The organism is Pseudarthrobacter oxydans, assembly GCF_013314975.1.
GTDB lineage: Bacteria > Actinomycetota > Actinomycetes > Actinomycetales > Micrococcaceae > Arthrobacter > Arthrobacter oxydans.
The window spans coordinates 18,814-43,865 of sequence record NZ_JABTYH010000007.1; the positions used below are offsets into that span (position 1 = coordinate 18,814).

26 protein-coding genes are annotated in these 25,052 nt (G+C 61.7%); 23 read left to right on the forward strand and 3 right to left on the reverse strand.

The window, feature by feature from the left end; all coding sequences use genetic code 11:
- Positions 1–85 precede the first annotated feature (85 nt).
- The 3 genes from coaA (at position 86) to mscL (ending at position 2,466) form a co-directional block, all read left to right on the forward strand.
- The gene (gene coaA, locus HTS88_RS06540; RefSeq protein ID WP_174176629.1) at positions 86–1,081 is read left to right on the forward strand and encodes a type I pantothenate kinase; all 996 of its coding nucleotides are present in this window, start codon (positions 86–88) and stop codon (positions 1,079–1,081) included.
- Positions 1,082–1,086: 5 nt separating this feature from the next.
- A complete protein-coding gene (locus HTS88_RS06545) occupies positions 1,087–1,965 on the forward strand; it encodes a D-alanyl-D-alanine carboxypeptidase family protein (RefSeq protein WP_174176631.1) in 879 nt (292 codons plus the stop codon).
- A 114-nt stretch (positions 1,966–2,079) separates the two neighbouring features.
- Positions 2,080–2,466 carry a large conductance mechanosensitive channel protein MscL gene (mscL, locus tag HTS88_RS06550; protein WP_174176633.1) on the forward strand — a complete coding sequence of 129 codons (387 nt, stop codon included), beginning with the start codon at positions 2,080–2,082 and terminating at the stop codon, positions 2,464–2,466.
- A gap of 62 nt (positions 2,467–2,528) precedes the next feature.
- Here the strand turns inward: mscL and glmM are convergent, their stop codons facing one another.
- Positions 2,529–3,890, reverse strand: a complete 1,362-nt coding sequence (gene glmM / locus HTS88_RS06555) for a phosphoglucosamine mutase (protein ID WP_174176635.1) — start codon at positions 3,888–3,890, stop codon at positions 2,529–2,531.
- 184 nt (positions 3,891–4,074) lie between these two features.
- Here glmM and HTS88_RS06560 point away from each other — a divergent pair, with 184 nt between their 5' ends.
- From HTS88_RS06560 to HTS88_RS06570, 3 genes are all read left to right on the forward strand, one after another.
- The gene (locus HTS88_RS06560; protein ID WP_174176637.1) at positions 4,075–5,319 is read left to right on the forward strand and encodes a bifunctional glycosyltransferase family 2/GtrA family protein; all 1,245 of its coding nucleotides are present in this window, start codon (positions 4,075–4,077) and stop codon (positions 5,317–5,319) included.
- Complete coding sequence (locus HTS88_RS06565) at positions 5,316–7,283, forward strand: ArnT family glycosyltransferase (RefSeq protein ID WP_343044890.1); 1,968 nt, start codon at positions 5,316–5,318, stop codon at positions 7,281–7,283. The genes HTS88_RS06560 and HTS88_RS06565 overlap by 4 nt, the downstream gene beginning before the upstream one ends.
- Before the next feature lie 202 nt (positions 7,284–7,485).
- On the forward strand, positions 7,486–9,204 hold the full coding sequence (locus tag HTS88_RS06570) for a glycosyltransferase family 39 protein (RefSeq protein ID WP_174176639.1): 1,719 nt from the start codon (positions 7,486–7,488) through the stop codon (positions 9,202–9,204).
- 62 nt (positions 9,205–9,266) lie between these two features.
- Here the strand turns inward: HTS88_RS06570 and rpsI are convergent, their stop codons facing one another.
- Together rpsI and rplM are read right to left on the reverse strand one after the other, a co-directional pair.
- Complete coding sequence (gene rpsI, locus HTS88_RS06575; protein ID WP_050684362.1) at positions 9,267–9,773, reverse strand: 30S ribosomal protein S9; 507 nt, start codon at positions 9,771–9,773, stop codon at positions 9,267–9,269.
- Between the two features lie 38 nt (positions 9,774–9,811).
- Positions 9,812–10,255, reverse strand: a complete 444-nt coding sequence (gene rplM, locus HTS88_RS06580) for a 50S ribosomal protein L13 (protein ID WP_015937805.1) — start codon at positions 10,253–10,255, stop codon at positions 9,812–9,814.
- Between the two features lie 498 nt (positions 10,256–10,753).
- Here rplM and HTS88_RS06585 point away from each other — a divergent pair, with 498 nt between their 5' ends.
- The 17 genes from HTS88_RS06585 to HTS88_RS06665 all read left to right on the forward strand — a co-directional run bounded on the left by HTS88_RS06585 (position 10,754) and on the right by HTS88_RS06665 (position 25,052).
- Positions 10,754–11,215 (forward strand): prepilin peptidase, encoded by a 462-nt coding sequence (locus HTS88_RS06585; RefSeq protein WP_309296835.1) that lies wholly within the window; start codon positions 10,754–10,756, stop codon positions 11,213–11,215.
- A 280-nt stretch (positions 11,216–11,495) separates the two neighbouring features.
- A complete protein-coding gene (locus HTS88_RS06590; RefSeq protein WP_174176660.1) occupies positions 11,496–11,696 on the forward strand; it encodes a Flp family type IVb pilin in 201 nt (66 codons plus the stop codon).
- Positions 11,697–11,776: 80 nt separating this feature from the next.
- The gene (locus HTS88_RS06595) at positions 11,777–12,175 is read left to right on the forward strand and encodes a TadE/TadG family type IV pilus assembly protein (protein ID WP_174176662.1); all 399 of its coding nucleotides are present in this window, start codon (positions 11,777–11,779) and stop codon (positions 12,173–12,175) included.
- Positions 12,163–13,131 carry a pilus assembly protein TadG-related protein gene (locus tag HTS88_RS06600; RefSeq protein WP_174176664.1) on the forward strand — a complete coding sequence of 323 codons (969 nt, stop codon included), beginning with the start codon at positions 12,163–12,165 and terminating at the stop codon, positions 13,129–13,131. The genes HTS88_RS06595 and HTS88_RS06600 overlap by 13 nt, the downstream gene beginning before the upstream one ends.
- Before the next feature lie 22 nt (positions 13,132–13,153).
- Positions 13,154–13,936 (forward strand): Flp pilus assembly protein CpaB, encoded by a 783-nt coding sequence (gene cpaB / locus HTS88_RS06605; RefSeq protein WP_174176666.1) that lies wholly within the window; start codon positions 13,154–13,156, stop codon positions 13,934–13,936.
- Positions 13,933–15,132, forward strand: a complete 1,200-nt coding sequence (locus tag HTS88_RS06610; RefSeq protein WP_174176669.1) for a CpaE/TadZ family protein — start codon at positions 13,933–13,935, stop codon at positions 15,130–15,132. The genes cpaB (HTS88_RS06605) and HTS88_RS06610 overlap by 4 nt, the downstream gene beginning before the upstream one ends.
- The gene (locus HTS88_RS06615) at positions 15,129–16,586 is read left to right on the forward strand and encodes an ATPase, T2SS/T4P/T4SS family (RefSeq protein WP_174176671.1); all 1,458 of its coding nucleotides are present in this window, start codon (positions 15,129–15,131) and stop codon (positions 16,584–16,586) included. Before HTS88_RS06610 ends, HTS88_RS06615 begins: the two co-directional genes overlap by 4 nt.
- Positions 16,586–17,539 (forward strand): type II secretion system F family protein, encoded by a 954-nt coding sequence (locus HTS88_RS06620; protein WP_174176680.1) that lies wholly within the window; start codon positions 16,586–16,588, stop codon positions 17,537–17,539. Before HTS88_RS06615 ends, HTS88_RS06620 begins: the two co-directional genes overlap by 1 nt.
- 10 nt (positions 17,540–17,549) lie before the next feature.
- Positions 17,550–18,422: a type II secretion system F family protein gene (locus HTS88_RS06625; RefSeq protein WP_174176683.1), complete on the forward strand. Its 873-nt coding sequence runs from the start codon at positions 17,550–17,552 to the stop codon at positions 18,420–18,422.
- A gap of 8 nt (positions 18,423–18,430) precedes the next feature.
- Complete coding sequence (locus tag HTS88_RS06630) at positions 18,431–18,643, forward strand: Flp family type IVb pilin (protein WP_174176685.1); 213 nt, start codon at positions 18,431–18,433, stop codon at positions 18,641–18,643.
- 262 nt (positions 18,644–18,905) lie between these two features.
- Positions 18,906–19,124, forward strand: a complete 219-nt coding sequence (locus HTS88_RS06635) for a Flp family type IVb pilin (protein ID WP_174176687.1) — start codon at positions 18,906–18,908, stop codon at positions 19,122–19,124.
- A gap of 95 nt (positions 19,125–19,219) precedes the next feature.
- Positions 19,220–19,594, forward strand: coding sequence for a TadE/TadG family type IV pilus assembly protein (locus tag HTS88_RS06640; RefSeq protein WP_174176689.1), 375 nt, complete (start codon positions 19,220–19,222; stop codon positions 19,592–19,594).
- The gene (locus HTS88_RS06645) at positions 19,582–20,619 is read left to right on the forward strand and encodes a pilus assembly protein TadG-related protein (RefSeq protein ID WP_174176691.1); all 1,038 of its coding nucleotides are present in this window, start codon (positions 19,582–19,584) and stop codon (positions 20,617–20,619) included. Before HTS88_RS06640 ends, HTS88_RS06645 begins: the two co-directional genes overlap by 13 nt.
- A gap of 29 nt (positions 20,620–20,648) precedes the next feature.
- Positions 20,649–21,398, forward strand: coding sequence for an RcpC/CpaB family pilus assembly protein (gene cpaB, locus HTS88_RS06650; RefSeq protein WP_174176602.1), 750 nt, complete (start codon positions 20,649–20,651; stop codon positions 21,396–21,398).
- Complete coding sequence (locus HTS88_RS06655; RefSeq protein WP_174176693.1) at positions 21,395–22,591, forward strand: AAA family ATPase; 1,197 nt, start codon at positions 21,395–21,397, stop codon at positions 22,589–22,591. Before cpaB (HTS88_RS06650) ends, HTS88_RS06655 begins: the two co-directional genes overlap by 4 nt.
- Positions 22,591–24,111 (forward strand): TadA family conjugal transfer-associated ATPase, encoded by a 1,521-nt coding sequence (locus HTS88_RS06660; protein WP_174176695.1) that lies wholly within the window; start codon positions 22,591–22,593, stop codon positions 24,109–24,111. Before HTS88_RS06655 ends, HTS88_RS06660 begins: the two co-directional genes overlap by 1 nt.
- 8 nt (positions 24,112–24,119) lie before the next feature.
- Positions 24,120–25,052 (forward strand): type II secretion system F family protein, encoded by a 933-nt coding sequence (locus tag HTS88_RS06665; protein WP_174176704.1) that lies wholly within the window; start codon positions 24,120–24,122, stop codon positions 25,050–25,052.

The window sequence follows — 25,052 nt, forward strand, 5'->3', positions numbered from 1 at the left end:
GGCACCCCAGATCTAAACCGGCAGCGTCCCTGCAGGAGCAGAATATTGCGGCTGCCGCCGCGCGCAGGCCGTGCTCCATTTCGCTATGTGCCGGGCGGGGGGCAGAATCTCTAGAGTGACTTTGCAACGCAACGAGGCGAACGGGGAGGGTGTCTCCCCGTTCGTCGAGCTGGACCGGCAGACCTGGTCCCGGCTCGCAGATGAGATGGAGCAGCCTCTCAACCAAGAGGACATCATCCGTCTCCGTGGCCTCGGGGACCCCCTGGACATGAGGGAGATCCGCGAGGTCTACCTTCCGCTTTCCAGGCTCCTGCACCTGTATGTGGAGGCTGCCGGGCAGCTGCACGCGGCCACCACCACGTTCCTGGGTGAACACACCCAGCGCACGCCGTTCGTGATCGGCGTCGCGGGGTCTGTTGCCGTGGGCAAGTCCACCATTGCCCGTGTGCTGCGTGAAATGCTGCGGCGCTGGCCCGGAACCCCCAATGTGGAACTCATCACCACGGACGGCTTCCTCTACCCCCTGGCTGAGCTCAAGCGGCGCCAGCTGCTGGAGCGCAAGGGTTTCCCGGAGTCCTATGACCGCAGGGCGCTGCTCCGTTTCGTGAGCGAGATCAAAAGCGGCGCCGAGGAAGTGCGCGCCCCCTGGTACTCCCACGTGACGTACGACATCGTTCCGGGCAAGGAGGTGGTGGTCCGCCGGCCTGACGTTTTGATCGTGGAGGGCCTGAACGTGCTGGCTCCGGCGCGTCCGCGGCACGACGGCCGGCAGGGCCTGGCGCTGAGCGACTTCTTCGATTTCTCCATCTACGTGGATGCCAAGACCTCCTACATCGAGGAATGGTACGTGGACCGGTTCCGCAAGCTGCGCAGCACTGCGTTCGCGCAGCCGGAGTCCTACTTCCACCGGTACGCCACCCTGTCCGACGAAGAGGCGGAGACTACGGCGCGGGACATCTGGAAGCGCATCAACGAGCCCAACCTTGAGGAGAACGTCCTTCCCACCCGGGGACGTGCGCAGCTGGTGCTCACCAAGGAGGCGGACCATTCGATCCGCCGCATGCTGCTCCGGAAGGTTTAACACAGGTGTGCCAGGACTGCTCCCCTGTTTCCGGGCAGGCGGCGAGCCGGCGAAGTTTCACGCGCTTCCTCGCTGCGGGCGCCGGACTCACTGTCCTGGCAGCCTGCACACCGGAGGCACCCAGCGCCGTGCCGCCGTCGTCGGCCCCTGCCTCCGCTCCGGCACCTGCCACGGTGGCCGCCACGCCCACCCCGGAAATTACGACGGCGGCGCCCGCCACAGAGGCCGCGGCACCGGCCGCGCCGTCCCCCACGCCGTCGCCCTCGGCTGCGTTGCCGCGGCAGTTCTCCCTCACTGATCCGGCCAGCCCCTGGCTGATCGTGAACAAGCACCGGCCGCTGGTGCCGGCGGATTACCTCCCGGCTGACCTGGTGCGTCCCGCCGTTGCCATGACTGCTTCCGGTGAGGCGTCGTTGTTGAACAGCACGGCGGCGGCTGCTGCGGAAGCAATGTTCGCGGCGGCCGCGCGGGACGGTGTGGCGATGGTCCTGGCCAGCGGATACCGCTCATACACCACCCAGGTGGCCACGTACAACGGGTATGTTGCCGCCCGCGGCCAGGCCGATGCGGACACGGCCAGCGCCAGGCCCGGCTATTCGGAGCACCAGACGGGCTGGGCCTTCGACATTGCCGACGGCAACGGCGCCTGCGGGTTCCAGCCGTGCTTCGCGGACCAGCCCTCGGCCGTCTGGGCCAAGGCGAATGGGCACCGGTTCGGGTTCGTGGTGCGGTACCCGTGGATGTTCCACCGGATCACGGGCTACTACTACGAGCCGTGGCACCTGCGGTACATCGGGGTGGAGGCGGCCACGGACATGGTGAACCGGGGCATCAACACGGTGGAGGAGTATTTCGGCGTGGAGCCGGCTCCGGCGTATCCGTAGGGCTGTGCGCACGCCCCGGCGGTACGATCGGCAGGCTGGCTTAGTTCGCGACACGGACAACTAATTTACTTGGCTGTCACGTTCGGCTCACCCGGGTGCGCTAGCTTGGTCCGTATGTTGACAGGATTCAAGAATTTCATCATGAAGGGCAACGTCGTAGACCTTGCCGTCGCCGTCGTGATGGGTGCCGCTTTTGGCGCTGTCGTGACCTCCATTGTCGAGGGCCTGCTCACACCCCTGATCGGGCTCCTTTTCCAGGCGAAAGGCATCGAGGAGATGCAGTGGGAGGGGTTCCTGTATGGACAGGTCATCTCCTCCATCATCTCGTTCGTGCTGATCGCCGCCGCGATCTACTTCGTGGTCATCATGCCCATGAACCACATGATCGAACGCCGCAACCGCAGGCTGGGAATTAACACCGACGTCAAGGAAGAAGCGGACGAGGATCCGCAGATCGCCCTGCTCACCGAGATCCGGGACGCGCTGAAGAGCCGTTCCTAAACCTTCATCACCGAAAGTGGCCCGTTTCCTTCCCGGAAACGGGCCACTTTTTTGTTTGCTGGTTACTCGCTGACCAGTTCCAGGGCGAGTTCGGCGCGGACCACTTGGGCCAGGTGCTCGGCGATGGAGTGGGCGGTTTCTTCGTCCGCGGCCTCCACCATTACGCGCACTACGGGTTCCGTGCCGGAAGGGCGGAGCAGGACACGACCGGTGTCGCCCAGTGCGGCTTCCGCTGCCGCCACGGCCTGGGCGAGGACCTCGTTGCTTCCCGCCCTGGTGCGGTCCACGCCCTTGACGTTGATGAGGACCTGGGGAAGCTTGGTCATCACCGTGGCGAGTTCCTTGAGCGGCTTTCCGGTCAGGGCGATCTGGGCGGCGAGCTGCAGTCCTGTGAGGACGCCATCGCCGGTGGTGGCGTAGTCGGCGAAGATCACGTGGCCGGACTGCTCGCCGCCAAGGTTGAAGCCGCCGTCGCGCATCTCTTCCAGCACGTAGCGGTCCCCCACTGCCGTTTCGCGGATGGTGATACCGGCCTGGCGGAGGGCGATCTTCAGGCCGAGGTTGCTCATGACGGTGGCCACCAGGACGTCGTCCTTAAGCTTTCCGGACTTTTTCAGGGCAACGGCGAGGATGGCCATGATCTGGTCGCCGTCCACCACGTTGCCCTCGTGGTCCACGGCGAGGCAGCGGTCGGCGTCGCCGTCGTGGGCAATTCCCAGGTTGGCGCCGTACTTCAGCACAGCCTCCTTGAGCGGGCCAAGGTGGGTGGAGCCGACGCCGTCGTTGATGTTGTGGCCGTCCGGTTCAGCCCCGATGACGATGACGTCTGCGCCGGCGTCCTTGAACACCTGGGGCGAGCAGCCGCTGGCGGCACCGTGGGCGCAGTCCAGGACCACCCGGATGCCCTCCAGGTTGTGCGGGATGGTGCCCAGGAGGTGGACGATGTAGCGGTCCTCGGCGTCGGAGAAGCGCTGGATGCGGCCCACGTCCGCGCCGACAGGGCGCACCGCCTCCTTGGACATCTGGGCCTCGATGGCGTCCTCGACGTCATCCGGGAGTTTCTGGCCGCCGCGGGCGAAAAACTTGATGCCGTTGTCCGGCGCGGGGTTGTGGGAGGCGGAGATCATCACGCCGAAATCCGCGTCCAGGTCAGCAACCAGGTAGGCCGCCGCGGGTGTGGGGAGGACGCCGGCGTCGTAGACGTCAATGCCGGAACTGGACAGCCCGGCCTCCACCGCAGCGGCGATGAACTCGCCGCTGGCGCGCGGGTCACGGGCCACCACGGCACGAGGCCGCGTTCCGTTGGAGTTGCGGTCGTGGCCGAGCACGACGGCGGCCGCCTGGGCCAGCTGCATCGCCAGCTCCGCAGTCAACAGACCGTTCGCCAGGCCCCGGACACCATCAGTTCCAAATAATCTAGACACCGGTCAAGTCTAGAGGATGGGCAGCGCAGCACCTGCGTAGCCCGGCAGTCCAGACCGCTTCTACTTGGTGAGTACCTGCGTTCCAGCAAGGGCAATTACTGGGACTACTTGGTTCTTTTCGTTGTTACCTGTCTTTCCCCAAAAGCCTCGCCATGGCTATTTCGGCACCCCTACGATCCAATGCATGACACCTAGCTATGGGGGCTTGGCGCTCGAAATTGTTGTACCGGTCTTTAACGAGGAAGCGGTACTCGAAAACAGCATCACGAGGCTCGCCGAATACTTGACGCACGAAATGCCGTCGACGTGGAAAATAACCATCGCCGATAATGCAAGCACCGATCGGACTCCGGTGATTGCCGCTCGACTCAGCGAGCACATGCCGAATGTTGAGTATCGCCGCCTTGACGTCAAAGGGCGCGGATACGCCCTGAGGGATGCCTGGGGCGCTTCCGACGCGAAGGTCCTTGCCTATCTGGACGTGGACCTTTCCACAGATCTGGCCGCGCTGCTGCCCTTGGTCGCTCCGTTGTTGTCCGGGCATTCCGACATTTCTATTGGCACTCGTCTGGGCCAAAGTTCCCGTGTAAGCAGGGGTCCCAAACGCGAATTCATTTCAAGGTCCTACAACTTCCTTCTCCGGCGGACCATGCAGGTGCGTTTCTCGGATGCCCAGTGCGGCTTCAAAGCGATCCGCGCTGACGTTGCGAAGCGCCTCCTCCCCCATGTGGAGGACAACGGGTGGTTCTTCGATACGGAGCTCCTGATCATTGCAGAGCGCTCCGGACTGCGCATACATGAAATTCCTGTCGATTGGGTGGATGACCCGGACAGCCGTGTTGACATTAAGCAGACCGCTCTCGACGATTTGCGGGGCATGGTGCGTGTCGCCGGTTCCCTGGTGAAAGGGGTAATTCCAGTAGCGGCGATATACGCCGAATTGGGTCGCCGTCCGATAGTGCCGTCGGGCCGACCCAGCTTCTTTGGCCAGGTTCTTCGTTTTGGACTGGTGGGGGCTGTCTCCACGCTTGCTTTCGCCTTGCTTTACCTCATTTTCCAAGGCCCCTTCGGGGCGCAGGAGGCAAACTTCCTGGCCCTGCTTCTGACGGCTGTCGGCAATACTGCCGCCAACCGCAGGTTCACCTTCGGGATAAGTGGCCCTGCGAAGTTGTTCACACAACAGTTTCAGGGCTTGATCGTTTTTCTACTCGCTTGGACCATAACGTCCTCGTCGTTGCTGATTCTCCATGCAGCGAGCCCTGACGCGGCCCCAAATCTGGAACTTTTGACGCTGACAGCCGCCAATATCTTTGCCACTCTGATGCGGTTTGTCCTCCTCCGGCTCTGGGTGTTCCGGGTGCGGCGCATTGACGGTCGTTCCAGAATCTCGGTTTCGTCCAGCCTTGCGCCGACCGGACGCGTCCTGTGAGCGCGGTTCTCGACGGCCCCGCAGCGAAGGATGCAGAGCACCTGGGGGGCATAAGGCCAGGACGCGGGAAAGCAGCCACGCCAGCTCATTACATCTTCTCGCTGGTGTGCAGGTTCGTGCGCGGTCCGGAACAAGACGAACAGTGGGAGCGGCCCGCGCTCTTGGCCCTACTCGGCGGCACAGCCGTGCTGTTCCTGTGGGGACTGGACGCCAACGGATGGGCAAACCCTTACTACTCAGCTGCAGCGCAAGCCGGCTCACAGGATTGGAAGGCATTCTTCTTCGGGTCCTTTGAATGGGGCAACCTCATCACCGTTGACAAGACCCCTCTCAGCATCTGGGTCATGTCTCTCTCCGTGCGGCTCTTTGGCCTCAGCAGCTGGAGCATACTTGTGCCTCAGGCATTGATGGGTGTTACTACCAGCTACTTGATCTACAGGGTAATTCGACGTGGTTTTGGCCCACGAACGGCTCTCTTCGGCGCCGCTGTTTATGCCACAACCCCTGTGGTGGTCCTAATGTCCCGTTTCAACAACCCAGAACCGCTGATGGGGCTTTTAACCGTGGCTTGCGTCCTTGTGACACTCAAAGCCATGGAGTCCGGCCGGCTGCGGACCTTCGCCTTGGCAGGGTTCCTCCTGGGGCTGGCATTCATGGCCAAGCAGGTTCAGGCCCTATTGGTGGTTCCAGCCCTCTGCGCGGCAGTGATGGTGTTCAGCAACGGTCGGCTCTGGCAGCGCACACACCAGCTCTTGATGTCAGCTGGCATGTTCGTTGCAACAGGTGGCGCATGGTTGGTCGCAGCGGATCTAACTCCTGCCGCCGAGCGGCCTTTCATAGGGGGTTCAACAACTAACAGCGCCCTAGAACTCACACTGAACTACAACGGGTTGGCTCGTTTCATTCACATTCCATTGAACGCCGAGGGGGGACGAGCCACGGCGGCGGACGAGACGGCCCCGTACGACGGGGGCATTCGACGCATATTCAACGGCAACTTTGCGCCAGAGATTGGCTGGTTGCTGTTCACCGCTATCGTTTGCTGCCTCATTGTTGTGGTTCTGTTCAGGTCACTCGACTTCTCCAGTCAACAGCGAAATCTTGCAGTGGTTGCATCGGCTTGGTTCGCCACGGTTTTTTTGGTGCTCTGCTTTATGGGCACCATGATTCATACCTATTACACGTACGCGTTGGGCGCGCCGATGGCTCTTATAGTGGCCATAGGATTGTCATGCCTGTGGCATCTTCGTCACCGTCCGGCACTCCGCCTACTTGGCGCTCTGCTTGTCGGCGCATCGACCTACATGGCTTTGAGGGTGATGCAGTATAGCGATCAGTGGCCGACGTGGGTTTACGCTGTCCTGGTGGGGTTGGGCCTGGTAGCAGCTCTCACTTGGTTCTTGCCGACCCGATCTGGTCTTCCCCGTTTCTTTTCTGCAGGTGCCGTCACGCTCTGCCTCCTGTTGGCACCTCTTGCAGTCAATCTATACACCCTGGCTACCCCCCAAAAAGGGACCAATCCGCAGTCCGGGCCGTTGGGCAATGACGCGACCTCGATGTCTCAGCTCATGGTTTCCGTCAAAGCAGGGCAACCTCCCTGGGCGCAGCAAACAGCCATGGGAGCACTGCCTTCTCCTGCGGTCGTTGATCTTCTCCGCAAAGACACCGCCGCCCAGAAGTGGGCGGCTGCCACCTATTCTGCACAGAACGCTGCCCTCTACCAGATCGATTCCGGCCGCCCTGTCATCCCTTTGGGTGGTTGGCTTGGGACCGATCCCGCACCCACTTTGGAACAGTTTCAGCGCCTGGTGTCAGAAGGCCAAATTGGGTACTTTATCTGGCAGCAGGACCTGCTGGACCGTGGAGAACTAAGTTCGGAGACACTCAGCATTACCGAATGGGTCCGCAGCCACTTCAGGAAGCAGGTGGTCGACGGTGTCCAACTCTACGACCTCAGAAATTAGGCGACGGAGATCCCGATCACGAGCCTCTTTCACCGGCGTCGGCGCGGGCTATTGGACCCCCGTAATTAGCTTATGGCGGGGACATCGGCAGGATCCTGTCTGGGAACGTCCGACTTTACTTTCGTTATTAGCTCTTAATGCGGTGCTATACGGCTGGAACTTGGGTACAAACGGTTTCGCGAACAACTACTACAGTGCTGCCGTGCAATCCGGAATGATGGATCCCAAGGCGTTCTTTTTCGGATCCTCCGATTGGGGAAATTCGATTACGGTCGACAAGCCGCCACTAAGCCTCTGGGTCATGGGGCTATCTGTACGGCTATTCGGCTTCAGCCCTACGGCCATCTTGCTACCTCAAGTTGTCATGGGCGTTGGGACAACACTGCTGATCTACTTGATCCTAAGGCGACGCGTCTCGGCTGTGGCTTCACTCTTCGGAGCAGCCGTGTTCTTCACGACACCAATAATCACCCTCATGTCGCGCTACAACAATCCCGATCCCCTCATGTTGCTGCTCATGGTGTCCGCTTTTTGGTGCGTAATGCGCAGCATTGAATCCGGGCAGGGGCGGTTCTTCGTGATAGCTGGAGTCCTTTTAGGGTTGGCCTTCATGACTAAACAACTGCAAGGACTGCTGAATGTTCCCGCCTTGGGTTTGGCCTTTTTACTGTTGAGCCCTCAAATTTGGCCGAAGCGCTTAGCAACGGCAGCGGCGGGCACGGGCGCATTGATAGTCACCGGCGGTTTGTGGATGACAATCGTGGATCAAATTCCCGCGGATGTCCGGCCCTATGTGGGAGGTTCCCCCTCAAACAGCGTGCTTGAACTCACCTTTGCTTATAACGGCGTGGAGAGGATCTCTGGAGGTGAGACAACTCCAAGAGTCATGCAAGCACCCAGCGAGTACAGCTCCGTTGCTAGTGATGCCGGCCTCTTCAGACTGCTGAACGTGAACTACAACCAGGAAGCTACTTGGTTCCTCTTCGTGGGAATTCTGGCGGTATTCATGCTCGCCTTCCGCTGGAAAGACTTCTATAGAACACCTGTACTAAGTGCCTTGTCCTTGGCAGCCGTGGTCTGGATGTGTACTGCATTTGCTCTCCTCAGCTTTATGGGGAACCAAATCCACACTTACTACACAGCCGCGCTTGCACCGCCTCTAGCCATAGTCTTGAGCGTCACTTTGGACAACCTCATCGTCAACCGCAAGTCGGTTCGGCTCCGCATAGTCGGGGCCACGTTAGCCCTCGTGGGCCTACTCACAACCTGGCTGATAATGTCAGGAACCAGTGGCTGGCCCGAGTGGCTTCCCTCTGCTGTCCTCGGAGTTGGAATCACGGCCACCGCCGCGTTGGTCATCGAGCCACCGGCACGCAAGATTGAATCAGCCGCAGCAGGCCTCCTTGCGGTGTCGTTGCTGTTTGGACCAACAGCTACCTCTATTCACAATGTAACGCTCGGATTCAGTGGCTCCAACCCACTCTCGGGGATGGTAACGAAAAACCCAACTGGCATCAGTCACTTCTTGAAGAGGCTAAATGAAAACGATCCGGTGTGGGCCCACGACCTAGTTCTCGGGCGTTTACCAGACAGGCCACTTGTAGATGCCCTGAACGGAACACAGGACTGCACTTGGGCTGCGGCTACTTACGCAGCCCAAACCGCTGCGCGCCTCCAGCTTGAGTCAGTACGGCCTGTCATGCCGATAGGCGGCTTTGCTGGGCACGACCCGTCCCCGACGCTTGAAGAATTTCAGGAAAAAGTCGCGGGCGGAGAAATATGCTACTTCGTCGAACAGGAAGCTTTGATCGAAGTCCAGGCGGCTGAGTGGACGTCCAGTGCCATCTCCCGCTGGGTGCACAGAAACTACTCCCCCGAACGCCTCGGGAACACTACCGTTTATCGGCTTCTCAAAGACTGACAGACAACACGCACAAAAGCCCGCCCCGCCAATGGCGGGACGGGCTTCTGTGTAAGCGGGGGTTAGCGCTTGGAGTACTGCTGAGCCTTGCGGGCCTTCTTGAGACCGGCCTTCTTACGCTCGATAACGCGGGCGTCGCGAGACAGGTAACCGGCCTTCTTCAGGGTGGCGCGGTTGTTCTCGACGTCGATCTCGTTCAGCGAACGGGCGATGCCGAGGCGCAGTGCGCCGGCCTGGCCGGAGATGCCGCCGCCGTGGATGCGGGCGATGACATCGTAGGCGCCTTCGAGATCAAGGATCTTGAAGGGCTCGTTGACGTCCTGCTGGTGCAGCTTGTTCGGGAAGTAGTTGTCCAGCGCACGGCCGTTGATGGTCCACTTACCGGAGCCGGGGACGACGCGAACACGTGCAACGGCTTCCTTGCGGCGGCCAACAGCTGCACCGGCAACGGTCAGGGCCGGGCGCTCCTTCTTCGGCGCAGCGGCGTCAGCAGCTGAGCTTTCAGACGTGTAGCTGGTCAGGGTTTCCTCAGCCTCAACGGCTTCGGTGGTCTCTTCGTTCTGAGCCACGATTCTCCTTGTATAGATAAGTTGTTTGGTGGCCAGGACTACTGGGCGACCTGGGTGATTTCGAAAGTCTTGGGCTGCTGGGCGGCGTGCGGGTGCTCAGCACCGCGGTATACCTTCAGCTTGCCCAGCTGCTGGGCAGCGAGGGAGTTCTTCGGGAGCATGCCCTTGATGGCCTTCTCCACGGCGCGGACCGGGTTGGATTCCAGGAGTTCCGCGTAGTTGACGGAGGTCAGGCCGCCCGGGTAGCCGGAGTGGCGGTATGCGCGCTTCTGCTCCAGCTTGGCGCCGGTGAGGGCAACCTTTTCGGCGTTGATGATGATGACGAAGTCGCCCATGTCCATGTGGGACGCAAAGGTGGCCTTGTGCTTGCCGCGCAGCAGGATTGCGGTCTGGCTCGCGAGACGACCAAGGACAACGTCTGTGGCGTCAATGACGTGCCACTGGCGGTTGATATCGCCGGGCTTCGGGGTGTACGTACGCACGGTGTTTGCCTCGTTCTTGTTCTGGCGTTCTTGTTTAGGTGTCACTAGCTCGTGCACCTACTATCTGCGCGCTACCGGAACAGAGGTGAGGGCTCTATGTAACCAGTCATCCTGTGGTTCCGAATGTGCACGTTGAGTAGTTATCCTGCAACCGGATTCTCAAGCGGGCACGCACCATCGGAATAGGACACGCACAACGACTCCCAAGATTAGCGTGTTAAGGGCTTCAGGGTCAAAATGGGGTAGCCGGAGGTTGCCCAAGTGCCTGCCGGCCTGACGGACGCAGGGGGTCGCGTGGTTGCATCAGGAATGGACGGTTCCGCCGGGTTGCTCCTGGTCGTCTCAGCCACCCTCTTAGGTCTGGCCTTATCTCCTCTTACCGAAAGCGCTATTGCACGGCGGCTTCCGCGGCTGGCCTGTCGTAATACCGCACCCATAAGGATTACGACGGCGGTACTTACCGGCATTCTGTGCGGCGCCTTTACTTGGCGGCTAGGAATGGATCTTTCTCTCCCCGCATTTATTTTTCTGGCGGTCATCGGCGTTCAGCTGTCGCGGATCGATATCGCGCTGCATCTGCTGCCCAACCCGCTCGTACTCATACTTCTCGCCGGCGGCTTCTTTCTCTTGCTAATGCCAGGGCTGCTTAACCTGCAGGCCGATAACCTGCTTCGCTCGGTACTAGGAGCCCTGATTTTGTTTGCCGGTTACCTTATCCTGGGCCTTATCTCCCCCGGCGCCATCGGAATGGGCGACGTAAAGCTCGCTGCGCCAGTGGGCCTGTACCTCGGGTACCTAGGCTGGGGCCAACTGCTGTACGGCGGTCTCCTCTGCTTCATCTTTAACGGCCTTGTTACAGTCGCAGTCCTGAGCAAAAAAGGCCGGAAAGAAGCCACGGAAGTAGCTCACGGGCCCTCCATGCTCGGCGCCTTGGCGGGCACCTTGCTCTTCCTCCGGTAACCGGGCTCTGGGAACCTTTAGGCTTTGCCCCTCCTCACAAACACCGCCCTCCAAGTAGCGGACCCATGTACTCGCATACCTGCCTGAGTACTGTCGCCCACTTTCGAGTACGTACTTTTGGCGCACCTTGAAAAAGTCGAGTACCACTACGCATTGTTGCCCTCACCCCCCGAATGACAATCTCTTATTAGCGAAGTCCAGCCGCTAGGGAATTATGGGGGCAGCTGGAAATTCGTTGAAATCAAACAAATCCAATTTCACCGAATTTAAGGAAATTACAATGACTTCTCTCATGGTCTCAATGACTGCTTTCATCGCCGGTATCAAGGAGCGCTTCGAATCCGAGAAGGGCGCAACTGCGACGGAGTACTCACTGCTGGTAGGACTTATTGCCCTTGTCCTTGTCGCCGGCGTCGGATTCTTCGGCGGAGAGCTGGACAAGTGGTTCAGCACCCTGGGCACCACGGTCGGCACCTGGTAGTCCAAAAGTTCACGGTGTGCCGCGCCATATTGCGCGGCACACCGTACTCATCTCAGCCGAAATTAGTCCAAGGGGTTCCTTTGAAACGCAGGCACAGCAGTCCGCCGGATGAAGAACGAGGTGCGGTGGCCGTCGAATTCGCTCTCATTGCTCCGATCCTCCTCGCTTTGATCATCGCCATCGTTGAGTTCGCAAACGCCTACAACATTCAAGTGTCGGTGACGCAAGCGTCTCGCGAGGCAGCCAGGACTATGGCCATCACGAAGGACTCAGCGCAAGCAACGGCTGCCGGCAAAGCCGGTGCTCCTTCGATTAACACCGGCCTGCTGACGTTCGACTATTCCGCGGCAGGTTGCCCTGCCACCACGCCCGCTCCAAACGCGACTGTCACCGTGACTTACACCGGTACCTCGCTCACGGGGTTTTTCGGGTCCTCATTGACCCTGACAGGTAAAGGAGCCATGCAATGCGGTGGCTAACTTCAAAATATAAGTTTCCTGAGCCAGATGAACAGGGCGCCGCGGGAGTGACAGTTGCTGTCATGATGGTGGTGCTCATTGGAGTTGGTGCCGTAGCCGTCGATGTTGGCCAGATATATGCGGAACGGGCGCAACTTCAGAATGGCGCCGACGCCGGGGCGCTGGCTGTCGCAGAGAGTTGTGACCCCGGGCCTTGCACAACTTCGCTGGCTGGCCCTTTGGCCAACGCCAACTCCAACGACGGTCTAAGTGATGCCACAGTCGACCTTAGTGTCGCCGGGCAGGTGACTGTAACTACGTCAACCAAAAGCGGGTCCTCTAGCTTCCTGACAAAGATGTTTGCCAGTGCCCTCAACGCGGGGCCCGTGACGGTCGGAGCGACCTCAACGGCTGCTTGGGGTTCGCCAGGATCCGGTCCCGCAGCTCTGCCGCTGACCTTCGCGCCGTGTCAGTTCGACGTAGACGGAGCCATCCACACAATCCTCACGCACGGCAGCGAAAGCTGTGTGAGCGACAGTCCTTCGGGAGCGCCAATCCCGGGCGGCTTCGAATGGCTCATCCCGGATTCCGGCGAATGCGAGGCAACCGTGCATCCGGATGACACGACGACAGCCGGTGTTGTAGATCCGTACGCAATATCAAAAACGGGCCTAAGTTTCCCATCGGAATGCAAGGACCTCATACCTACGTACCTGAACCAGGTAATCCTGTTTCCTGTCTTCTCATCCGTCGTAGGAACGGGCGCTAACGCGAAGTATTACATCAAAGGCTATGCAGCCTTCCTGCTCTTGGGCTACAGCTTTCCTGGATCAACTGGGGGCGATCAAACGGGCCTCGGGGGAACGAACCGCGGAGTTCGGGGAAAGTTTGTCAGCTGGGTCGCCGATCCGGCGTTATACGGCGGTGGCGGTTATTCCGGCGGAGGCGCCGAACTGCCACCACACCTCGTGAAGTAGAAATCCACAAAAGGGGAAAGTTATGAAAGCACGCCTACTGGGAGGCATCGCCGCATTGGTTGTCGCAATCATAGGCACTGTCCTTCTCTTCAACTACGTGCAAGGGGCCGATCGCCGGGCTCTTGCCAACACAGAAACGGACGACGTCCTAGTGGTAAAGCAGGAGGTGGCGGCTGGCACTCCGGCCAGCCAACTCGGCCAGTACCTCATCACGAAGACTGTTCCGCGGACAGCGGTGGCCGAAGGCGTTGTTGACGACCTGGGATCTCTTGGCTCGAAAGTAACGGCCGTTGCCCTGCAGCCTGGAGAACAACTGCTCAACAGCCGCATGGTGGACGCAAACGCGTTCCTGGGACCCGCCCGGGTGGAGGTTCCCGAAGGACTACAGGAAATCACAGTTCGCCTCAGCATCGACCGGGTCGTTGGCGGCAAGATACAAGCCGGCGACACAGTGGGGGTCTTCATTTCGCTCGGCGACGCTGGCGGAGCTGAAGCGGAGGGTGGCAGCGGGACTCAGCTGACTTTCCACAAAGTCCTTGTGACGGCGGTCCAGTTCAGCTCAGGCCAGGCAGCGCAGACCCAGGGGGAGGCGACGCAAGCCAGCTCGCAGGGCGCCCTCAATGCAGACAGCCAGGCTAAGCAGACTTCAAGCGACTCCTACCTGATCACATTCGCCAGGAACGCCGTTGATGCTGAAAAACTGGTGTACGCCGCGGAATTCGGGAAGATCTACCTCTCGAAAGAGCCGGCGAGCGCCACCGAGGGCACCAGCGGAGTCGTCAACCAGACAAAGGTATTCCGATGAGCCGCTTCATTTTGATCTCACCCTCCGTAGATTATGAACGCAAAGTTCGGGCTTCCGTAGCCCCCTTGAGTGGATCGCTTCAGTACTTCCAGGCGGCTTACCTGCCCGAATCCCCGGAGGACATCCTTCGGCAGCAAGCCGGCGAACCGCCCGAGGTCCTGATCCTTGGCCCCGGGCTGCCCCAGGATGAGGCACTGAAGTTCGCAGCCATCTTGGACCTGCAGTACCCCGAAATTAGCATTGTTTTGGCTGCGGACGACGACGGCGAGCTGGCACTGAACGCCATGCGTTCCGGCATCCGGGATCTCCTTCCGCCCTCGGCCGACATGGACCAGGTGAGGGCGTTGGTGGAACGCGCAAGCCTTGCTGCGGCTGGTCGTCGACGCGGACTGAGTCCCAACACGGCGGAACGTCCCACTACCGAGGGAGGCCGGGTTATCGCCGTCATGTCGCCCAAGGGTGGCGTTGGCAAAACAACGATCGCCAGCAACCTTGCCATCGGTCTGGGACAAATCGCTCCCATGAGCGTCGTTGTGGTGGATCTGGATCTCCAGTTCGGTGACATCGGCAGTGGTCTCATGTTGGAGCCCGACTTCACTATTACGGACGCAGTTGTTGGCGCGGCGAGCCAAGATGCCATGGTCCTCAAGACTTACCTGACGCTGCACGCCGGCAACATCTACGTCCTCTGTGCCCCCCGCAACCCCATTGATATGGACAGGATTAGCGGCGAACACATCAGTCACCTCTTGCGCCAGCTCCGCGCCGAATTCCAGTACGTAGTGGTGGATACGGCTCCAGGGCTTGGTGAACACGTCCTCGCAACCCTGGAACAAGCAACAGATGCTGTTTGGGTTTGCGGCATGGACATTCCGAGCATTCGGGGTTTGCGAACGGGGTTCCAGATTCTTTCGGAGCTTGACCTGCTCCCAGATCACCGACACGTGATCCTCAACATGGCCGATCGCAAGACCGGCCTCACGGTTCAGGACGTAGAAGCGACAATCGGTGCTCCGGTAGACATAGTCCTTCCCCGTTCCAGGAATGTCCCCTTCTCCACTAACAAAGGCGTTCCCCTACTGCAGGACGGGAGTAGGGACCCGGCAGCGAAAGGCCTCAGGCAGCTGGTGGAGCGCTTCAAACCGAACTGGGAGGCTCCACGCAAGAAGCTGCACAGAAGGGCGGTAGTCCAGTGACTCTCTCACATCGATTCGCGAAGTTGCGCGGCGACGAAATCGGCGGCCTTGAGGTGCCGGCCTCTTCCCCATCACAGCCACAGCCAGCTACACTCGGCGCCATCCAGCAGGCGCAGGCGACGCAGCAGGCTCAGGCCCCCGCTGTGATGGAGGTGACCACCGGAAACGCCAGCGAAGCCTTGTCGGGTTTGAAAGAGCGTGCCAGCCAAGCACTGTACGAACGGCTGGGATCGCGAATCACCGACTCCTCCTTGGACGAAACAGAGCTTCACCAGTTCGTCAAAGACGAACTGAAAGCCGTCGTCGATGAAGAGCAGGTCCCCCTGTCACAGGGCGAGCGCCAGCGGCTAACCCGGGAAATCATCGACGATGTCTTGGGCCATGGGCCGATGCAGCGTTATCTGGACGACCCTACAGTCACGGAAATCATGGTCAATCGGGCTGACCAAATCTATGTGGAGCGTAACGGCCACTTGTTCCTCACGGATACCAAGTTCAGTTCCGAAGAGGCGCTGCGGCGAGTGATCGAACGCATCGTGACGCGCATCGGCCGGCGGATCGACGAGTCGTCGCCGCTCGTGGACGCCCGCCTGCCAGATGGTTCACGCGTGAACGCCATCATTCCGCCCCTGGCCGTCAATGGCGCGTCCCTCACCATCCGAAAATTTGGCAGGGAGGCGCTGACTGTTCAAAAGCTGATCAGCTTTGGCAGCTTGTCCCCTGAGATGGCAGAGCTCTTGCAGGCATGCGTCCTCGCCAAGATGAACATCATCGTGTCAGGCGGTACGGGTACCGGAAAGACGACGATGCTGAACGTTCTCTCATCCTTCATTCCGGCCACGGACCGCATCGTCACCATTGAGGACGCGGTTGAACTGCAACTCCAACAGGACCACGTCGTCAGGTTGGAGAGCCGGCCGGCAAACATCGAAGGCAAGGGCGAAGTTTCCATCCGTGATTTGGTGCGCAACTCTCTTCGCATGAGGCCAGACCGGATCGTTGTTGGTGAAGTCCGCGGTGGTGAGTCTTTGGACATGCTCCAGGCAATGAATACGGGCCACGATGGCTCGATCTCAACCGTCCACGCGAACTCCCCCAGGGATGCAGTGGCCCGGTTGGAGACCTTGGTCCTCATGGCGGGTATGGACCTTCCGCTTCGAGCCATCCGGGAGCAGATCGCATCAGCCGTAAACCTCATCGTGCATATTTCGCGGCTTCGTGACGGATCCCGGCGGGTAACGCACATCACGGAGGTCCAGGGAATGGAGGGAGACATCGTCACGCTTCAGGACGCCTTTGTCTTCGACTACTCGGCCGGCATAGATGCCAACGGACGTTTCCTGGGGAAGCCGATTCCCACGGGGGTGCGGCCACGCTTCACGGACCGTTTTGAGGAGCTCGGCATTAAGATCTCTCCCGCTGTATTCGGCGCTCAAGCGGTCAGGGGACGGTGATGGAAGCTCCCGAAGCCCCAATGCTGATGTTCTTAGTGGGCGTGCTGATGATCCTTACTGCGATGACAGTTCTGTTCGTCGTCGTCCTCAAGCCCGGAAACGCGATCCCCCTCTCGCGGCGTCGGCCGGACGTCGTCTCCGCCAGCTCAAGGCTGACCGTCCTAACCGATTCGGCGGTGGGGGCAATTAACAAGCAGCTGAAGGGAAAAAACGACTTCCTGGTAAGCCGGGAGAAACTCGAGCGGGCAGGCCTCAAAACCCAACCCGCCGACTTCCTGCTCATGATGGGTGCAGGCACGGTCGCTGGCAGCGTCTTCGGATTCCTTTTGGGTGGGCTGTTCTTCGCGATTCTGATGATCGCAGTCGTACCTGCCGGCATGATGGCTTACCTTTCCGTATTGACCTCGCGCCGCAAGAGCAAGTTCGACGAGCAACTCCCCGACACACTGCAAATGCTGACGGGGAGCATGCGGGCAGGGCACAGCCTCATGCGGGCAATTGATGCTTCGGCTCGGGAGACGGATGCTCCAATGTCCGAGGAGCTTAGCCGAATCGTCAACGAAACCAGGATCGGGCGGGACCTTCGGGAGTCCATGATCGACGTCTCCGCACGTACGGGCAGTGAGGACTTTGCATGGATCTCCCAGGCCATCGAGATACATCGGGAAGTGGGCGGTGACCTTGCTGAAGTGCTTGACCACGTGGGTGAGACCATCCGGGATCGGAATCAGATCAGACGCCAGGTCAAAGCCCTCAGCGCAGAAGGAAAGATGTCGGCGGCGGTTCTCATGGGACTCCCGGTGGTGCTTTTCTTCGCTCTGATCCTGATCAACGCGCAGTACGCCAAGACGTTCACTAGCACGGTCCCAGGATTCCTCATGCTTGGCGCCGCAGCTGTGATGCTTACAGCCGGCGGCTTCTGGCTCAGCCGCTTGATCAAACCGAAGTACTAGGAGGGTCGACATGTCACCCATGGCGCTTGGGGCAATTCTGGCCATAATTCTGCCCATCACGTACCTGGTATGGTCCGTCGCGGCAACTGACAGGGTTGCCTTGCGAAACATCCAAGCCAATCTTGGTCAGCGCGCAAGGAATGCGGCGCCGCAGAACCTCGCGGCAGAGTTCGGCGCTATTGCACGCAAAGCCACGCCAGTAGGCTACGTTGCCTGGCTCGACAAGCAGCTGGCGGCCGTAGGCCGACCAAAGGATTGGCCGCTGGAGCGGCTACTGATTGTGAAGCCAACGCTGGCGCTCGGCGCCGGCGTCCTTGGGCTCCTCAACTTCCTCGCCTCACCGGCACCCGCACGCTTTGCAGTTCTTGTCGCGGCGCTGGCGTTCGGGTACTTCGCACCGGACCTACTGGTACGCACCAATGCTGAGAAGCGGAGGGCGAAAATTCGCCAGGAGCTGCCGAATACCCTGGACCAGATGCTGATCTCGGTGCAGGCGGGCCTGGGATTCGAGGCTGCGATGGCCCGCACCGCCCAAAATGGCAGCGGACCGCTGGCGGATGAGATGACCCGCACTTTGCAGGATATGCAGGTGGGACGTTCCCGCAAGGAGGCCTACCTGGCAATGTCTGATCGCGTCGACGTACCCGACCTTCGTTCCTTCATTCGGGCCATTGTCCAAGCCGATGCGTACGGCATTGCCATCGCAAAGGTATTGAAGGTTCAGGCCCACGAGATGAGGCTTAAGCGCCGGCAACGGGCCGAGGAACACGCGATGAAGATTCCAGTGAAGATCCTCTTTCCTCTTATCTTCTTTATTTTTCCGACCCTCTTCATCATCCTGCTGGGGCCGGCCGTCATGAACATCGTCGCCGCCTTTTCCTAGGAGGAATTATGAATCGTCTGACTGTGATCGTGCTCCGGGTGGCCGCGTGGTTCACCCGCCTGAGCGACCAGGAACGCGGCGCCACCGCGACGGAGTACAGCATCCTCACTGGGTTCATAGCAATGGTGATTGTCGCCGGTGTGGGTCTGTTCGGGACCTCACTCAACTTGTTTTTCGGCTTCCTCACCACTGGCGTGAAGACTGCTCTCGGTATCCCATAGTCTTCCCGCCGCAGCGCCGCCAGGCGCCCCACATACCGGACCCCCTCGGCACCCAGAACCGAGGGGGTCCGCTTGTGTGTTCACGGACTTGAGAAATCCAGCGTTAGCGCAGCAAGGACCCAGCAAAAACGCAGGAGAAATACACCGTGTAAAGCCTTTGCGCAGGATGCTCCAAGATCCGGGATTAGTGGCAGATCTGCTTGCTAACTTCGTTTCAGTGCTGGTGCAGGGCCAGCCATCCCCGTCTCGCTCAGGAGTACAAATGCTTTCTCTCATCGCTACCCTTCAGACCCTCGGTTTCAACCTCAAGAACCGACTCAACGAAGAAAAGGGTGCCACCGCCGTTGAATACGGCATCATGGTCGGCCTCATCGCAGTCGTCATCATCGTTGCTGTCAGCACCCTGGGCGGCACCCTCGACGGCTTCTTCGACTCCGTCAACAATGAGCTCGCCCCTGCCGCCCCGGTTGTAGGCGGCTAAATCTTTCGACCCCGGTTCCGGCCCCCCATATCGGAACCGCACCGCCTCAAAGAAGCAGGCACAGAACACGAGTCATCCTAGAGGAGGTGCAGCAGGTGTCACACGATTCGGAACGCGGTGCAGCCGCCGTCGAATTCGCGATCCTGCTGCCCCTCCTCTTGATGCTTGTCCTGGGCACCATCGAATTCGGCCGCGCCTACAACGCCCAGATCACCCTCACCAACGCAGCCCGCGACGGCGTCCGGGTCATGGCCATTGGCAACGATCCCGCTGGAGCCAAGACCGCCGCCCAGAACGCGGCAGCATCCGTCAGCAGCACCATCCCCACCTCGGACATCACGCTCAGCACCAGCGCGTGCAGCACGGGCGCCCAGGTGACCCTCACCATCAAGTACAACCTGGCCACCATCACCGGCATCGCCGGCCCGTTCCCGATGACCGGCAAAGGGGTCATGCTGTGCGGCGGCTGACCCTGGACAAAGCGAACGAAAATGGCGCCGTCAGCGTCATCGTCGCCATCCTCATGGTGACCCTCCTCGGCTTCGTGGCCATCGCCGTGGACGTCGGGGTGATCTACTCGGAGCGCGCACAGCTGCAGAATGGGGCCGACGCCTCCGCTATTGCCCTGGCGCAGAAGTGCGCGCGGAATGCAGCGGATCCGGCGTGTTCCACAACCTCCACTCTCGCCACCAGCCTGGCCAACCAGAACGCGCTGGACGGCATGAGTAAGGTGCACACCATCGAGCTCGATACAACCGCCCGGAAAGTCAGCGTCACCACCTCCGCCAAGGAAGCAGGCGGCCCGGACAACTCCGTCTCCCTCTTCTTCGCGGACGTCCTCGGCGTTCCCACCAAGGAAGTGGGTGCCCGGGGATCGGCCATCTGGGGAAGCCCCCGGGCCGGCCGCACCGCTTTCCCCCTGGCATTCTCCATCTGCCAGGTCAAGGACAACATCGGCGGCGGTCTCCAGCGCCTCCAGGAACACGGAAAGAACGCCAACGCCGACTGCAACTACGGCCCGTCCGGCGCGGCAGTGCAGGGCGGTTTCGGCTGGCTGGTCCAGGACGCCGGAAAGTGCGGCGGCACCATCGACCTCGCCGTCAGCGAGGGCGGCAGCGACCCCGGCAACAACGCGCCGGGCAACTGCGCTACCGAACTCAACCGCTGGGCCAGTGACATCACCGCCGGCCGGGACGTCATCGTGCTCCTCCCGGTGTTCAACAAGGTCACCGGGGCCGGCGCCGGCGCCATCTACGGGCTTGTCTCCTTCGCCGCTTTCAAAGTCACCGGCTGGAAATTCAGCGGAGATTCGTCCCTTCCTTACACCTTCCAGAACAGGGCGTCGACGACGACGGGCGTCACCACCGCCACGGAATGCCGCGGCGAGTGCCGCGGCATCATCGGCAGCTTCGTCAAGTACGTCTCCCTCGCCGACGGCTACACCCTCGGGCCCGTGGACGAATACGGCGCCACCATCGCCCGCCCCACCCTCTAGCCACCACCCCAAATATTCAGGAGCTGAAAGTGAAGTCTCGCCTGCTCGCCGGAACGGCCGCGGTTGCCCTGGCGCTCGTGGGAGCCCTCCTCATCATCTTCTACGCGAACGGCGCCGACCAGCGCGCCCTCGCCTCCACCGAACCCGTGGACGTCCTGGTGGTCAAGACCGCCATTCCGGCAGGCACCCCGGTCAACGACATGGCCGCTTCCCTGGTCATCGAGAAGGTCCCGGCAGCAGGAAAGTCCGACAGCGCCCTCAGCACCCTGGAGGGAAAAGCCAACACCGTCAGCGCAGTGGACCTTGTCCCCGGCGAACAGCTCCTGGCCGAGCGCCTCGTGGCCCCCGAAGTGGTGGAGGACAAGAGCACTACGACCGTCCCGGCAGGTTTTCAGGAGGTCTCGTTCCAGCTGGAGCCGCAAAGGCTAGCGGGAGGACGCATCACCGTCGGCGACCACGTCGGCATTTTCTTGTCCTTTGAAGAGGGTGCTTACAAACCAAAGCTTGAGGATGCAACAACCCAGCTCACACTACGCAAGGTCCTCGTAACTGCGGTTCAGAGGGCAGCGGTCGTAGAAGAACCTGCCGAGGGCGAGGTCAACCCCCAAGACACAACACTCCCTGCAGGCTCGCTCATGTTGACCGTCGCAGTCAACGATGTCGACGCCGGCAAGATCGTTTTCGCCTCCGAGTTCGGCAGGCTGTGGCTCACCAAGGAACCCCTGGACGCCCAGGACAACGGACCCCGGATCGAACGCAAGGAAGTGGTCTACAAGTGAGCCGGTTCGTCCTCCTCTCCCCCAGCGGCGAGTTCGACCAGAAGCTGCGCGCCGCCGTCGCCCACGGCCTCCGCGGCTCCGTCCAGACCATCGCCTCGGACATCCTCCCCGCGGGCCCCGCCGAACTGTTCGCGCTCCTCAACCAGGAGCAGCCCGAAGTCCTGATCATCGGCCCGGATGTTCCCTACGAGGAGGCCCTGCGGTTCGCCAAGGTCTTCGACGTCCAGCTCCCCGGCCTCAGCCTGGTGCTGGTCAGCGACATCGACCCGTCGTTCCTGGTCCACGCCATGCGCGCCGGCATCAGGGACATCCTCAGCCCGCAGGCGGACGCCGCCGAGATCCGTGTGCTGCTGGAGCGCGCCTGCCAGTCTTTCGCCACCCGGCACCGGAGCCCCGAAACACAGGCGGCGGACAACGGCGGCAAGGGCCTGGTCATCGGCGTCTTCTCGCCCAAGGGCGGCGTCGGCAAAACCACACTCGCCACGAACATCGCCATCGGCCTGGGCCAGATCGCCCCCATGAGCGTGGTCATTGTGGACCTGGACCTGCAGTTCGGCGACGTCGCCTCCGGCCTGTACCTCAACCCCGAGCACACGGTCACGGATGCCGTCACCCCCGCCGCTGCCCAGGACTCCCTGGTCCTCAAGGCCTTCCTCACGGTGCACCCCGCCGGGATCTACGCCCTGTGCGCGCCGCCGAACCCGGTGGACGCGGACCACATCACGCCCGACCAGATCACCCACCTGCTGGAACAGCTTGCCCAGGAATTCCAGTACGTCGTCCTGGACACGGCCCCCGGCATGCCCGAAATCGGCCTCGCCGCCATGGAACAGTGCACCGACGTCGTGTGGGTCAGCGCCATGGACATCCCCAGCCTCCGCGGCCTGCGTTCGGGCCTCGAGGTGCTCCGCCAGCTGGAAATCATGCCCGAATCCCGGCACGTGGTCCTGAACATGGCCGACGCCAAGGCCGGCCTCAACGTCCGGGATGTCGAGTCCACCATCGGCGCCCCGGTGGACGTCAGCGTTCCCCGGTCCCGCGCCGTGGCCCTGTCCACCAACCGTGGCATCCCCGTCCTCCAGGAATCCAAAAAGGACCCCGCCGTCAAAAGCCTCCGCCAGCTGGTGGAGCGCTTCAACCCGGCGTGGCGTACCCAGACCCAGCGGAAGCTGCACCGAAGGGTGGTCATCTGATGAAACTCTCCGAACGGATCAGCGCGGTCCAGGACCGCAACCAGTCCGCCGCCAGCAGCGTTGCCGTGCTCGAACCACCGCGTCCCGCGGCGGCCCCGGCCAGAACCCGGGAGGGCGAGCCGCGGCACCTGCCCGCCGCTCCCGCCGTCGTGGTTCCAACGTCCGACGCCGGTGCCTCCCCTGTGCCTTCAGCTCCCTCAGTGCCCAAGGCACAGTCCGTGGATGTCTTCGCCGCCATGAAGCACCGTGCGGCTACCGCGCTTTTTGAGCGGATGGGCGCGCGCTTCAACGACGCAACGGCCACAGAGCACGAGTTGCGGAGCACGGCCAAGGAGGAACTGAGCCGGATCATCGACGCCGAACAGGTTCCGCTGACGCCCGAGGAACGCACCCGGCTTGTCCAGGATATTTCTGACGACGTCCTGGGCTTCGGGCCCCTCCAGCGCCTGCTGGACGATCCCGCCGTCACCGAAATCATGGTCAACCGGATGGACCAGATCTACGTTGAACGCAAGGGCAAGCTGACCCTGACGGAGTCCCGCTTCAGCTCGGAGGACCACCTGCGCAAGGTCATCGAGCGGATCGTCTCCAAGGTGGGCCGCCGCATCGACGAGTCCTCCCCGCTGGTGGACGCCCGCCTCGAGGACGGCTCACGCGTCAACGCGGTCATCCCTCCGCTGGCCGTGGGCGGCTCCTCACTGACCATCCGTAAATTCAGCAAGGTCCCCCTCACTGTCCGCAACCTGATCGACTTCGGCACCCTCACCCCCGAGATGGCCGAGCTGCTCAACGCCTGCGTCAAGGCCAAGCTCAACATCATCGTCTCCGGCGGTACAGGCACCGGCAAGACCACCCTCCTGAACGTCCTGTCCTCCTTCCTGCCCGCGGACGAACGGATCGTGACCATCGAGGACGCCGTGGAACTGCAGATCCAGCAGCAGCACGTGGTCCGGCTCGAAAGCCGCCCGCCGAACACCGAGGGCAAGGGCGAAGTGACCATCCGCGAACTGCTGCGGAACTCGCTGCGCATGCGCCCGGACCGGATTGTGGTGGGCGAGGTCCGCGGCGGGGAATCGCTGGACATGCTCCAGGCCATGAACACCGGCCACGACGGCTCCCTCTCAACGGTCCACTCCAACTCGCCCCGGGACGCGGTGGCCAGGCTCGAAACCCTGGTGCTGATGGCCGGCATGGACCTGCCGCTGCGCGCCATCCGCGAACAGATCGCCTCCGCCGTCAACCTCATCGTCCAGATCTCCCGGCTCCGTGACGGCTCCCGCCGCATCACCCACGTCACCGAAGTCCAGGGCATGGAAGGGGACATCGTCACCCTCCAGGACGCCTTCGTCTTCGACTACTCCGCCGGAGTGGACGCCCACGGCCGCTTCCTCGGCAAGCCCGTGGCCACCGGCATCCGGCCACGCTTCATCGACCGGTTCGAGGACCTGGGCATCCACGTCTCCCCCGGCGTCTTCGCCGGACCCCAGGCGGCGGCGGTCCAGAACCACGGCGGACGGTGACAGACGCCATGATTCTCGCTGCCGGAACCGCCATCCTCCTCACAGCCGTGGCCCTGTTCGGCGCCGCGGTGCTGCTGCCAAGCGCGCCGGACGTGCCCCTGGACCGCCGTCGTCCCTTCGATCCCGAACCTCCCTCTTCCCTGTCGCGTTTGGCGCTCTCCGCCGTCCGGTCCTTCGAGCGGCTCCTCGCCGGCCGGAACATCCCCCTCTTTGCCCGGCCCGAGCTTGAGAACGCCGGGCTCCGGCTCAGCCAGGCCGAGTTCTTCCTGCTGGTGGGAATCGGCGCGGGCGTAGGGATGCTGGTAGGCACCGTCACCGTGGGACCCCTGGTGGGGCTCCTCCTGGCACTGCTGGCACCGATGGCCGGCAAACTCGTCCTGGGATTCCTTGCCGGTAAAAGGCGGGCCACCTTCGACGGCCAGCTGGGCGACACCCTCCAGCTGCTGTCCGGCGGCCTCCGCGCCGGGCACAGCATCCTGCGCGCCATCGATGCTGCGGCGGCAGAATCACAGAAGCCAACGTCGGAGGAAATGCGGCGCGTGATCACGGAGACCAGCCTGGGCAGGGACCTGCTGGCCGCCCTCAACGACACCGCGGACCGGATGAAGAACGAGGATTTCGTCTGGATCTCCCAGGCCATCCAAATCAACCGCGAGGTGGGCGGCAACCTGGCCGACGTCCTGGACCAGGTCAACGAAACCATCCGGGAGCGCGCCGAGATCAAGGGCCACATCAAAGCCCTGGCGGCCGAAGGCAAGTTCTCCGCCTACATCCTCATCGCCATGCCGTTCGGCATCGTGGCCATGCTGCTGGCGGTGAGCCCGAACTACATGAACTCCATGTTCACCCATCCCCTGGGCTGGGCCATGATCGGGGCTTCGTTTGTGCTCATGACCATCGGTGCGCTGTGGATGCGCAAGATCATCGACCTGAAGTTCTGA

Excerpts from the sequence above, each read along its gene's own strand:
- coaA (WP_174176629.1), top strand. The coding sequence starts at position 86 with ATGTGCCGGGCGGGGGGCAGAATCTCTAGAGTGACTTTGCAACGCAAC.
- mscL (WP_174176633.1), top strand. The coding sequence starts at position 2,080 with ATGTTGACAGGATTCAAGAATTTCATCATGAAGGGCAACGTCGTAGAC.
- HTS88_RS06560 (WP_174176637.1), top strand. The coding sequence starts at position 4,075 with ATGACACCTAGCTATGGGGGCTTGGCGCTCGAAATTGTTGTACCGGTC.
- HTS88_RS06585 (WP_309296835.1), top strand. The coding sequence starts at position 10,754 with ATGGATCTTTCTCTCCCCGCATTTATTTTTCTGGCGGTCATCGGCGTT.
- HTS88_RS06590 (WP_174176660.1), top strand. The coding sequence starts at position 11,496 with ATGACTTCTCTCATGGTCTCAATGACTGCTTTCATCGCCGGTATCAAG.
- HTS88_RS06600 (WP_174176664.1), top strand. The coding sequence starts at position 12,163 with ATGCGGTGGCTAACTTCAAAATATAAGTTTCCTGAGCCAGATGAACAG.
- cpaB (WP_174176666.1), top strand. The coding sequence starts at position 13,154 with ATGAAAGCACGCCTACTGGGAGGCATCGCCGCATTGGTTGTCGCAATC.
- HTS88_RS06610 (WP_174176669.1), top strand. The coding sequence starts at position 13,933 with ATGAGCCGCTTCATTTTGATCTCACCCTCCGTAGATTATGAACGCAAA.
- HTS88_RS06620 (WP_174176680.1), top strand. The coding sequence starts at position 16,586 with ATGGAAGCTCCCGAAGCCCCAATGCTGATGTTCTTAGTGGGCGTGCTG.
- HTS88_RS06625 (WP_174176683.1), top strand. The coding sequence starts at position 17,550 with ATGTCACCCATGGCGCTTGGGGCAATTCTGGCCATAATTCTGCCCATC.
- HTS88_RS06630 (WP_174176685.1), top strand. The coding sequence starts at position 18,431 with ATGAATCGTCTGACTGTGATCGTGCTCCGGGTGGCCGCGTGGTTCACC.
- HTS88_RS06635 (WP_174176687.1), top strand. The coding sequence starts at position 18,906 with ATGCTTTCTCTCATCGCTACCCTTCAGACCCTCGGTTTCAACCTCAAG.
- HTS88_RS06660 (WP_174176695.1), top strand. The coding sequence starts at position 22,591 with ATGAAACTCTCCGAACGGATCAGCGCGGTCCAGGACCGCAACCAGTCC.
- HTS88_RS06665 (WP_174176704.1), top strand. The coding sequence starts at position 24,120 with ATGATTCTCGCTGCCGGAACCGCCATCCTCCTCACAGCCGTGGCCCTG.